This window comes from Intrasporangium chromatireducens Q5-1 (assembly GCF_000576575.1).
Lineage (GTDB): Bacteria > Actinomycetota > Actinomycetes > Actinomycetales > Dermatophilaceae > Intrasporangium_A > Intrasporangium_A chromatireducens.
In genome coordinates, this window is record NZ_AWQS01000127.1 from 1 (window position 1) to 11,190 (window position 11,190).

General features: G+C 71.9%; 11 protein-coding genes and 1 pseudogene. 11 read left to right on the forward strand and 1 reads right to left on the reverse strand.

What is annotated here, in order from left to right:
* From acnA to N864_RS14240, 11 genes and pseudogenes are all read left to right on the forward strand, one after another.
* Positions 1-295: pseudogene (acnA, locus tag N864_RS14190) on the forward strand (aconitate hydratase); the annotation flags it as partial.
* Between the two features lie 212 nt (positions 296-507).
* A complete protein-coding gene (locus tag N864_RS14195; RefSeq protein ID WP_034718008.1) occupies positions 508-1,026 on the forward strand; it encodes a metallophosphoesterase family protein in 519 nt (172 codons plus the stop codon).
* Positions 1,027-1,039: 13 nt separating this feature from the next.
* Positions 1,040-2,146 carry a C39 family peptidase gene (locus N864_RS14200; protein ID WP_051518595.1) on the forward strand — a complete coding sequence of 369 codons (1,107 nt, stop codon included), beginning with the start codon at positions 1,040-1,042 and terminating at the stop codon, positions 2,144-2,146.
* 19 nt (positions 2,147-2,165) lie between these two features.
* Entirely contained in the window at positions 2,166-2,534 is a 369-nt protein-coding gene (locus N864_RS14205; RefSeq protein ID WP_051518596.1) for a hypothetical protein, read from the forward strand.
* Positions 2,535-2,712: 178 nt separating this feature from the next.
* Positions 2,713-4,581, forward strand: coding sequence for a 1-deoxy-D-xylulose-5-phosphate synthase (gene dxs, locus N864_RS14210; RefSeq protein WP_034717990.1), 1,869 nt, complete (start codon positions 2,713-2,715; stop codon positions 4,579-4,581).
* Positions 4,582-4,794: 213 nt separating this feature from the next.
* A complete protein-coding gene (locus N864_RS14215) occupies positions 4,795-6,018 on the forward strand; it encodes a substrate-binding domain-containing protein (protein ID WP_034717993.1) in 1,224 nt (407 codons plus the stop codon).
* The gene (locus N864_RS14220) at positions 6,015-6,749 is read left to right on the forward strand and encodes an ABC transporter ATP-binding protein (protein ID WP_034717996.1); all 735 of its coding nucleotides are present in this window, start codon (positions 6,015-6,017) and stop codon (positions 6,747-6,749) included. The genes N864_RS14215 and N864_RS14220 overlap by 4 nt, the downstream gene beginning before the upstream one ends.
* Positions 6,746-7,477, forward strand: coding sequence for an ABC transporter ATP-binding protein (locus N864_RS14225; RefSeq protein ID WP_034717998.1), 732 nt, complete (start codon positions 6,746-6,748; stop codon positions 7,475-7,477). Before N864_RS14220 ends, N864_RS14225 begins: the two co-directional genes overlap by 4 nt.
* Positions 7,474-8,361, forward strand: a complete 888-nt coding sequence (locus tag N864_RS14230) for a branched-chain amino acid ABC transporter permease (RefSeq protein WP_034718000.1) — start codon at positions 7,474-7,476, stop codon at positions 8,359-8,361. Before N864_RS14225 ends, N864_RS14230 begins: the two co-directional genes overlap by 4 nt.
* Positions 8,362-8,429: 68 nt before the next feature.
* Entirely contained in the window at positions 8,430-9,554 is a 1,125-nt protein-coding gene (locus N864_RS14235; protein WP_205620956.1) for a branched-chain amino acid ABC transporter permease, read from the forward strand.
* The gene (locus N864_RS14240) at positions 9,551-10,495 is read left to right on the forward strand and encodes an alpha/beta fold hydrolase (protein WP_034718003.1); all 945 of its coding nucleotides are present in this window, start codon (positions 9,551-9,553) and stop codon (positions 10,493-10,495) included. Before N864_RS14235 ends, N864_RS14240 begins: the two co-directional genes overlap by 4 nt.
* Here N864_RS14240 and N864_RS14245 read toward each other — a convergent pair.
* Positions 10,482-11,190: PucR family transcriptional regulator (locus tag N864_RS14245; protein WP_034718005.1), on the reverse strand; the 709-nt coding region annotated here is incomplete at its 5' end. The two genes, N864_RS14240 and N864_RS14245, sit on opposite strands and share 14 nt — an antisense overlap.

Consider the following 11,190-nt stretch of genomic DNA (forward strand, 5'->3'; position numbering starts at 1 on the left):
CCACCGGTCCAACCTCATCGGCATGGGCGTCATCCCGCTGCAGTTCCCCGAGGGGGAGAGCGCGGACTCGCTCGGCCTCGACGGCACCGAGACGTTCGCGATCAGCGGCATCACGGCGCTCAACGACGGCACCACGCCGCGCACGGTGCGCGTGACCGCCACGAAGGAAGGATCGGAGTCGAGCCCGGTGTCCTTTGACGCGGTCGTCCGCATCGACACTCCCGGCGAGGCCGACTACTACCGCAACGGCGGCATCCTGCAGTACGTCCTGCGCAGCCTGGTGGCGCGGGCCTGACGGATTCCCTTGGGGCCCCGAACGACTCGCGCTGGCGAGTCGCTCGGGGCCTTCCCGTTGTCCGTATGCCGCTGTGCTCGCGCCCGCGGGTCTGGGCCGTCGCGCGCGTGGCCGGGTCCGCCCGGCTGGCTGGGCGCCCCAGCGTGGTCAGCGGGATCGGGCTAGCGGGATCGGGCTAGCGGGATCGGGCTAGCGTGGGCGGGGTGAGCGGCATACGGCTCGTCATCCTCTCGGACACGCACGTGCCCAAGCGCGCCAAGGACCTCCCCGCGGAGCTCTGGGAGCGCGTCGAGGCGGCGGACGTCGTCGTGCACGCCGGCGACTGGGTGGAGGTGGCGCTGCTCGACGAGCTCGAGGCGCGGTCGCGGCACCTCGTCGCGGTGTGGGGCAACAACGACGGCCCCCAGCTGCGCGCCCGCCTGCCCGAGGTGGCGCACGAGCGGGTCGGGGGAGTGCGCCTCTCGGTCGTGCACGAGACCGGTCAGGCGTCGGGCCGGGAGCTGCGCTGCGAGTCCCTCTACCCCGACACCGACGTGCTCGTCTTCGGTCACAGCCACATCCCGTGGAACTCCACGACACCGGGCGGTCTGCGGCTGCTCAACCCCGGCTCGCCGACGGACCGGCGGCGGGAGCCGGACTGCACTTACCTGACGGCGACGGTCCGGGACGGCGGCCTCACCGAGGTGCGGCTGCACCGCCTGCCCCGGCGAGCGGTGGCGCCCCGGCCATGACATCCTGTGCCTCGTGACGCGACCCCGCCTGTGGATCTGGGAGCCTCCGGAGGGGTGGGTCCCGCAGCAGCCGAGCCACGTCGACGGTGCCCCCGTCGCGAGCCGCGTATGGACCTCGCCGGTGACCGAGTCGCCTTTCGCAGCAACCGAGCTCATCGCGTCATGGAACGCCACGACGCCGCTCTGCGCGTGGCTCGTCGTGGAGGGTCGGGTCGTGGTCGGCAAGGAGTGGTCGCCGTGGTTCACGCTCGCCCAGTGGGCGGCCGGTGACCCCGAGGCCGGGGCGCGGGTCCGCCGGACCAGCCTGCTCGGGCAGGAGGTGGCGGCCGGTCGGGTCGACACCGACACCTTCATCGCCCGGAGCCCCTTCCGGCAGTTCCAGCTTCGCGTCACCGCCTACACCGGCTGCCCGGGCGAGTGGCCGGACGTGCGGCTCGTGGCCGCCCTCGTGAGCGCTCCCGGACCGCTGGCAGAGGACGTGGCCCCGCCAGCGACCGACGGGACCGAGCTCGGCGTGCCGCCGCTGTCGCAGCGTCGCCACGCCGGCACCTTCGAGCACTGGGACGGCGGCGGTCGTTCCTGGTGCTCGCCGACCGCGACGACGATGCTGCTCGCCTACTGGGGCCGCAACCCGGGCCCCGACGAGACCTCCTGGGTCGGTCATGACACCGACCCGGAGGTCGTCCACGCCGTGCGCTCCGTCTTCGACGACGCGTACGGTGGCGCGGGCAACTGGGCCTTCAACGTCGCGTATGCCGCTGAGCGCGGCTTGCGCGGCTACGTGACCCGGCTGCGCGGGCTGGGGGAGGCCGAACAGTTCCTCCGGGCCGGGGTGCCGCTCGCCCTGTCGGTCCGCTTCACCCCGGAGGACCTGCCGGGCGCGGTGTACCACACGGAGGGCCACCTGCTCGCGGTCATCGGGCTGACCCCGGACGGCGACGTCGTCTGCAACGACCCGGGGTCGCGGGGAGAGGCGAGCGCCGACGCCGTGCGGATCGTCTTCCCCCGGGACGCCTTCGAACGGGCCTGGTGGGCCGGCAGCGGCGGGATCACGTACGTCATCCACCCAGATGACGTCGCGCTGCCCGCGCCGCCGACGCCCGAGCCGAACTGGGGCTGACGTGCCCGACACTGGTGGGATGACCGCGCACGTCCCACCCGGCTGGCCCGACGGCGTCCCCCCGGCGCACACGCCCGGGTGGGAGGACCGTGCCGTGCTGTGGCTGCTCGACCAGTGCCCACCGGACTACCGGGGCCACGACGCGTGGCGCCGTCACCCGTTCGCCCTCGCCTGGCTGGCGAGCAAGCACCTCGAGGGCCAGGTCGTCGCCATGCGGGACGCGTGGCGCGAGGCCCGGGTCGCGCTCGGGCCGCAGCTGCCGCCCGAGGCGCTGCCCGAGGTGATGGCCCAGATCGAGGCCGAGGGGATCCGACTGCTCGCGGCGTCACGGTCGGCGCGCCTGCTCCTCGAGGCGCTCAAGGGCAAGGTCTTCGCACCCCGGCTCTGACGGTGCCGACCCAGCGCCCTGGCGGGCGGCCGAGCGCCGCACCCGCCGGGGGAGCGGTCACCACGGACGACGGCCACTCGGTGGGCGTGAGCCCGCTGGACGGCATACGGTGATCCTGGCGGGCGTGAGGCACGCCGTAGACTCGACCGGTGACATGCACGAGAGGACGAGGCACAGCGTGAGCCTGCTGGAGACGATCACCGCCCCGGCGGATCTTCGGGCCCTGCCTGTGGAGCGCATGCCAGAGCTGGCCGAGGAGATCCGGTCGTTCCTCGTGTCCGAGGTGAGCAAGACGGGCGGGCACCTCGGCCCCAACCTCGGGGTCGTCGAGCTGACCATCGCGCTGCACCGGGTCTTTGACTCGCCCCGCGACACCATCGTGTTCGACACTGGCCACCAGTCCTACGTGCACAAGCTGCTGACCGGCCGGCACGACTTCAGCAAGCTGAAGAAGCAGGGTGGCCTCTCGGGCTACCCCAACCGCGCCGAGTCCGAGCACGACGTCGTGGAGAACTCGCACGCCTCGACCGCCCTGTCGTGGGCCGACGGCATCGCGAAGGGCCGGCGCCTGCGGGGGCAGGGACAGCGGCATACGGTTGCCGTCATCGGCGACGGCGCGCTGACCGGGGGCATGGCGTGGGAGGCGATCAACAACATCGCCGTCGACAAGACGCTCCCGCTCGTCATCGTCGTCAACGACAACGAGCGCTCCTACGCGCCGACCATCGGCGGGCTCGCCGAGCACCTCGCGACGCTGCGGACCACCCGTGGCTACGAGCGGTTCCTGGCGTGGGGCAAGCGCTCGCTGGCCCGGACCCCCTTCGTCGGCGGGCCGGTGTTCGAGACCCTGCACGGGGTCAAGAAGGGCCTCAAGGACATCGTCGCGCCGCAGGGCATGTTCGAGGACCTCGGCCTGAAGTACTACGGGCCCGTCGACGGCCACGACGAGCAGGCGGTCGAGCGCGCGCTGCGCCAGGCCCGTGACTTCGGCGGCCCCGTCATCGTGCACGTCATCACCCAGAAGGGCCGCGGCTACCAGCCGGCCCTCGACGACGTCGCCGACCACATGCACGGGATCGGCAAGATCAACCCCGAGACCGGGCTGCCCTTCGAGGTGGCCGGACGGATCTGGACCGACGAGTTCAACGACGAGATGGTCCGGCTCGGGGCGGAGCGGGACGACCTCGTCGCCCTCACCGCCGCGATGCTCATCCCGGTGGGGCTCGACGGTTTTGCCGCCGCCTACCCGGAGCGTGTCTTCGACGTCGGCATCGCCGAGCAGCACGCGGTGACGATGGCCTCGGGCCTCGCCTACGCCGGCCTGCACCCCGTCGTCGCCCTCTACGCGACGTTCCTCAACCGTGCCTTCGACCAGATGCTCATGGACTGCGCGCTGCACAAGGCCGGGGTCACCTTCGTGCTCGACCGGGCCGGCATCACCGGCAGCGACGGCGCCTCGCACAACGGCATGTGGGACATGGCCCTCATGTCGATCGTCCCGGGCCTGCGGCTGGCCGCCCCACGTGACGGCGACCAGGTGCGCCGCCAGCTGCGCGAGGCGGTCGATGTCACCGACGGGCCGACCGTGATCCGCTTCCCCAAGGGCGATGTGGCCGAGCCGCTCGAGGCCGTCCGGCAGCAGGGCGACGTCGACGTCCTCTTCGAGACCGGCAGCGGCGACGTCGACCTGCTCGTCCTCGGCGTCGGGGCGTTCGCCGGCCTCGCCGTCGACGTCGGTGCGAAGGTTGCCGCGCTCGGCCACACGGTGCGGGTCGTCGACCCGAGGTGGGTGCTGCCCGTCAGTGGGACGGTCCTCGACCTGGCGGCGCAGGCGGGGGCGGTCGCCGTCATCGAGGACAACCTGGTCACCGGGGGCGTCGGGGCTGCGGTCACCGTCGCGCTGCGCGAGGCCGGCCAGCAGGCGCCGGTGCACCTGCACGGCATCCCGAAGCGCTTCCTGCACCACGCCTCGCGAGGGCAGCTGCTCGAGGAGCTCGGGCTCACCGCCGAGTCGATCGTGGCCGACCTGCAGACCCGGCTCTCCTGACGGGGCCGGCTCTCGGCTCCGCGCCGACGGGCCTGAGGTGTGGGCTCGGCGCGCGACGACGTGGCGGCACGCCACATGGGCGGCCCGTCTTTGTGGTGCACACCACCACCGATCCCGTGTGAACGCGCAACTACGTTCGCCGCAGAGGTTGGGTGACAACGGAATCTCGTTGCAGCAAGGGCGCGAGCACCCGGCCGGAGCTGGAGGACGTCCGTGTCGAAGCGTTGGAGTCTCGCTCTCGCGAGCAGCCTGATCACTCTTTCCCTGGCCGCGTGCGGCAGCCCCGGCGAGCCCGGCAGCCCCGCCGGCAACGAGACGGCTGCGGGTGGCCAGTCCGGCGCCTCCGGCGAGCCGTACAAGGTCGGCCTCGTCTACTCCAAGAGCGGCCCGCTCGCGACCTACGGCGAGCAGTACCGGCAGTCCCTGACGGTCGGGATCGACTACGCCACCAAGGGCACCGGGGCCGTGAACGGCCACAAGATCGAGATCGCCGAGCAGGACGACGCCGGCGACCCGGCCAAGGCCGTCGCCGCCGCGACCGACCTCATCGGCAAGGGCAACAAGATCATCGCCGGCTCCACCGCCTCTGGTGTCGCCCTCCAGGTCGCGCCGATCGCCGCGGACAACAAGGTGCTGTTCATCTCCGGCCCCGCCGCCGTCGACGCCATCACCGGCGCGAACAAGTACACGTTCCGCTCCGGCCGCCAGACCTGGCAGGACGTCGCCACCGCCGGCGCCATGCTCGGCGACGTCAGCGGCAAGAAGATCACCGTGCTCGCCCAGGACAGCGCCTTCGGCAAGGCGAACATCGCCGCTGTGACCGCGGTCCTCGGCTCCAAGGGTGCCAAGGTCGACTCCGTGGCCGTGCCCGCTGCCGCCACCGACTTCACGCCGTTCGCGACGAAGATCAAGGAGTCGAAGCCGGACCTGCTCTTCGTCGCCTGGGCCGGGGCCAACGCCACCGCCATGTGGACGACGCTCGAGCAGCAGGGGGTCTTCGACGCCACCAAGGTCGTCACCGGCCTCGACATCAAGCCGACCCACCCGCTGTTCGGCGCAGCCGGCACGAAGATCGACTTCCTGTCGCACTTCTTCGAGGGCGCGGCCGACAACGCGGCCTACCAGGCACTCGACAAGGGCATGAAGGCGCAGAACGCCTCCGTCGACCTCTTCACCAACGACGGCTTCGTCGCCGGCCAGATGATCGTGCATGCCCTGGAGGCGAGCGGCGACGACGCCGACAAGATGGTGGCCGCGCTCGAGGGCTGGAAGTTCGAGGGCCCGAAGGGGCAGATGGAGATCCGGGCGGAGGACCACGCGATGCTCCAGCCGATGTTCACCGCCAGCCTGAAGAAGGAGGGCGACAACTTCGTCCCCGTCCTCGGCAAGACGCTCGACGCCGCCACGGTCGCCCCGCCGGTCACGCCGTTCAAGTGATCGAGGCAACCGCAGTCGGCTGGCGCGTCGGCGGGGCGCAGATCCTCGACGACGTGTCCCTGTCCGTCGGGGCCGGTGAGCTGCTCGGCATCATCGGCCCCAACGGGGCGGGGAAGTCCTCCCTGGTCAACATCCTCTCGGGGGTGCAGCGGCCCACGACGGGTCGGATCTCGTTGGGGGACAAGGACGTCACGAGGACCCACGCGACGAAGCGTGCGCGCATGGGGCTCGCCCGATCGTTCCAGACGTCGGCGCTCTTCGACGGCCTCACCGCCGGAGAGAATGTCCGGCTCGCGATCCAGGCCTCGGGGGAGCGGCCGTTCTCGCCCTTCCGCCGCGCGGAGGGGGACGAGGGCGACCGTGTCGACGAGCTGCTCGAGAGAGTCCGTATGCCGGGTCGCGCGGCCACGCTCGCGCGTGACCTCTCGCACGGAGACCGGCGCAAGCTCGAGCTGGCCATGGCGCTCGCGTCCGAGCCGACCGTGCTCCTGCTCGACGAGCCGATGGCCGGCGTGTCCGCCGAGGACGTCGACGGGCTCACCGACATCATCGGCGAGGTCCGGGACAGCGGCGTCGCGGTGGCGATGGTGGAGCACCACATGCACGTCGTGCTCGGCCTGGCCGACCGGGTCGCCGTGCTCCACCATGGGCAGGTCCTCGCGACGGGGTCGCCCGACGACGTGACGTCCGACGAGCGCGTCCAGCAGGCCTACCTGGGAGAGGCGTTGTGAGCAGCACTGACACGAGGGACCCGGTCCTGCGGGTCGAGGACCTGCACGTCCGCTACGGCGGGTCGCACATCCTGCAAGGCGTCTCCTTCGACGTTGCGGCGACCGGCGTCACCGCGCTGCTGGGGCGCAACGGCGTGGGCAAGACCACGACGCTCAAGGCGATCCTCGGCCTCGCCCCACGCACCGGACGGATCGTCGCGAACGGCACGGAGATCCAGAAGCACCCCACGACGCGGATCGTGCGGGACGGGATCGGCTACGTCCCGGAGGACCGGGAGGTCTTCGGCGGGCTCACCGTTGAGGAGAACCTGCGCCTCGTCGACCGCGACCGCGGCATCGACGCACCGGTCGTCCAGCGTCTCTTCCCCGACCTCGTGCCGCGCCGGTCGCAGCGAGCCGGGACCCTGTCCGGCGGCCAGCAGCAGATGGTCGCGCTGGCCCGGGTCCTGCTCCGCCCGACCACGCTGCTGCTCGTCGACGAGCCCACCAAGGGCCTGGCCCCCAAGCTCGTCACGGAGGTCGCGGACGTCCTCGCCGAGGTGGCCCGGTCCACTCCGGTCCTGCTCGTCGAGCAGAACCTCCCGCTCGTGCGACGGATCGCCGACGACGTCGTCGTCCTCGACGCCGGGCGCGTCGTGCACCGTGGTTCGGCCGCCGACCTCATCGCCGACGCCGACCGCACCCGCGAGCTGCTCGGCGTGTCCATGCGCAAGGAGGGCGCAGCATGACCGACCTGCTCCTCCTCGTCGTCACGGGGCTCGGCCTCGGGGCGCTCTACTTCCTGGCCGCCAGCGGGCTCAGCCTCATCTACGGCCTGATGGGCGTGCTCAACTTCGCCCACGGTGCGTTCATGATGGCCGGGTCCTACGCCGGCTGGTGGACGATGACCTCACTGCTGCCCTCGTCGATGGCGGTGGCCGCCCGTCTCGCGGTCGCCGTCGCCGTGGCAATCGTCGTCGGCGCCCTCGTCGGCTTCCTCGTCGAGGTCGTCCTGATCCGACCCCTCTACCGTCATCACATCCAGCAGGTGCTCGTGACGGTCGGCCTCTCCCTGGCCAGCGTCGCTGCGGCCCAAGGCATCTGGGGCGCAGACCCCAAGCCGCTCCCGAAGCCGGAGTGGATGTCGCAGACGACGGAGCTCTTCGGAGCACGAGTGCCGAACGACCGGTTCGTCTTCATCCTGGTCGCCGTCGCGCTGTTCCTGGGCCTGCTGGCCCTGCTGCACCTGACCCAGCTGGGGCTCGTCATCCGGGCCGGAGTCGAGAACCGGACGATGGTCGAGGCGCTCGGCATCAACGTGCGGCGCACCTTCACCATTGTCTTCTCGATCGGTGGCGCGGCCGCGGGCCTGGCCGGCCTGCTCTACTCGCAGTACAGCGGCACCGTCTCTCCCGCCCAGGGCGGCTCGCTGCTCATCTACGCGTTCATCGTCGTCGTCATCGGCGGCATGGGATCCCTCCCGGGCACCGCCGTCGCCGCCGTCGCGGTCGGGCTGGTGCAGCAGCTGGCCAACTACTACGCCGCGAGCGGCGTGGGTGACCTCTCCGTCGTCCTGCTGCTCGCCCTCGTCCTGCTCCTGCGACCCAGTGCCATGAAGGGGGCTCTCGCATGAGCACCGACTGGAGCGAGGACACGAACGAGGACCGAGTGCGGCCCGGAGCGCAAGGAAGAGGCTCGACCATGAGCATGAGCTCGCCAGCTCTCGCGACCCCGACCGACACCGAGCCCTCGAGCGGCCCGGCCCCCCGCCGCGCCGAGGGGCGCCGGACCCGGACCAGTGGGCTGTTGAAGCTGCTCCCGGCAGTCGTCGTCGTCGCGGTCCTGGCCTACCTGCCCTATGTGCCCACCGAGGTGCCCGGCCTGCTGCCCGGCCGCATCAACGGCCCGGGGTCGATGCAGCTGCTTGCCACCTGCCTCGTCATGGCGGGGATCGCGCTCAGCTACGACGTCATCTTCGGCCGCACCGGCCTGCTCAGCTTCGGGCACGCGCTCTTCGTCGCCGCGGGCAGCTACCTGCTGTCGATCTCTCTCTCGACGTGGTCGATGCCGCTCTGGGCCTCGATCCTGGTCGCGCTCGTCCTCACGACCGGCCTCGCGGTCGTGGTGGGCGCGATCGCCCTGCGCGTCGGAGGCATCGCCTTCGCCATGGTGACTCTCGCCTTCGCCCAGGCCGCCTCGATCATCGTGCTGCGCAACCCGGGCGGCGTGACCGGTGGCGAGGAGGGCAAGAGCCTCAACCGGCAGGCGGTCCCCGACCTGCTCGTCGGCGTCGCCCACGCACCCTACCGCTACTGGCTAGCGCTCGGGTTCGTCGTCGTCGCGGCGATCGTCGTCACGCTTCTCGTGCGCTCCCGCGCCGGGCACGCGATGGCGGCCGTCCGCGAGAACGAGGGCCGGGCGGCCGTGCTCGGCCTGCCCGTCTACCGCGTCAAGCTGCTCGCCATCGTCGTGGGCGCCTTCCTCGGTGGTCTAGGCGGCATCGTGCACGCGCTCGTCCTCGGCGGGTCCAACCCCCACCTGACGACGACGGAGTTCACCCTCGGCCTGCTCGTCATGGTCGTCCTCGGAGGCGCCGGGCGGACATGGGGCGCACTGCTCGGCGGCTTCCTCTATCACTACGCCGACGCCCGGCTCGTCGAGGTGAGCGGCTCCTCCCTGCTGGACTCGCTCCCGGACGTCGTGCGTCAGGTGCTGTCCCAGCCGCTGTTCATCCTCGGCATCTTCTTCGTCGTCGTCGTCTACTTCGCACCGAGCGGCATCGCCGGCCTCGGCGCTCGCCTGCTTCGGAAAGGACGCGCCTCATGACCATCGAACCCGCCTTCGTCATGGAGCTGCCGGTCGGCAGCGTCGGGATCCACGACCTCACCGTCGGCACGCCGGCCGATGATGCGCCCGTCGTCCTGGCCGTGCACGGCATCACCGCCAACGGCCTGTCGTGGCGCAAGGTCGCCGACGAGGTCGACCGGCGCCACGGCTCGGGTGCGGTTCGTTTCCTCGCGCCCGACCTGCGGGGACGAGCGGCGAGCGCCGCCGCGGGAGGGCCGTACGGCCTGCACACCCACGTGGCGGACCTCGCCACGATCGCCTCCATCTTCGGCGCGCAGCCCGTCCTCGTCGGTCACTCGATGGGCGCCTTCATCGCCGGGCTCGCCCTCGCGACCCACCCCGGGCGGTTCGCCGGTGCGGTCTTGGTCGATGGAGGCCTCGCTTTCCCCACGCCGCCAGGTCTCGACATCGACGCGGCCCTCAAGGCCGTCATCGGGCCGGCCATGGACCGGCTGTCGATGCGCTTCGCCAGCCCAGCGGCATACGTCGAGTTCTGGAGCGAGCACCCCGCGATCGGGCCCGCGCTGCGTGGTCCGGCCGGCGACGCGGTGCGCGCCTACCTCGAGCACGACCTCGTCCCCGCCGAGGACGGGCGGTGGCGCAGCAGCTGCCTCATCGACGCCGTCCGCGCCGACGGGGCCGACGTGCTGGCCGACGCCGAGACCCATGGCGCGGTGGCCCGTGCCGTGCGCCAGGGCAGCGACATCGAGTTCATCTGGGCCCACCGTGGGCTGCTCGACGAGAGCCAGGGCCTCTATGACAAGGACCGCCTGGCAGCGCTCGAGGTGCCGGCCGAGGTGGCCGTGCAGGACGTCGACGCGAACCACTACACGGTGATCCTCGAGGACCCGGGTGTCACGGCCATCGCCGACGCGATCGACCGGCGACTGGACGCTGGGGCGACGGTCAGCGAGGGGTGAGGAGCAGGTCCCGCAGCCGCAGCGCGAGCTGGATCTCGAGAGCGCGGTCCGGGCGCTGCCACGTCTCGCCGAGCAGAGCGGAGACCCGCTCCAGCCGCTGCGAGACCGTGTTGACGTGGACGTGCAGCTGGCCGGCGGCGTGTCGCGGGCTGCCACCTGCCGCGAAGTATGCCGTGAGGGTCCCGACCAGGTCGGTGCCCCGCCGCTCGTCATAGTGCGCGACGGGACCCAGCACCCGCTCGACGTAGTCACCGATGTCGGGCTCGGAGCCGACGATGAGACCGGCGAAGCCGAGCTCGGTGGCCGCACCTCCGAGGCCACGCCGGCCGAGAGCAAGCAGCGCCCGCACGGTCCGGACGCCCTCCGCGTGGGCCTCGGGGATGCCCGCCACGTCGGCCAGCGGACCGACGCCGGCCACCGTCGTCTCGGAGCGGCGACCGAGACGGGCCGCCATCGACTTGGCCAGCGCATCCGGGTCCTCGCCCGGGACGAGCGCGACGACGTCGCGGTCGTGCGCGCCGACCAGGGCGTCCTCGCCGGCGATCGTGCTCGTGGAGAGCAGCACACTGCGGGCCGGCTCGTTGCCGTCACCGCGTACGACGAGCAGGCAGAACGGTCGGTGCGGTTCGAAGCCGGCTGAGCGGGCCAGCGCGTGGCGGTCCTCGACACTGCCGCGCGGGGTGATCAGGTCGGAC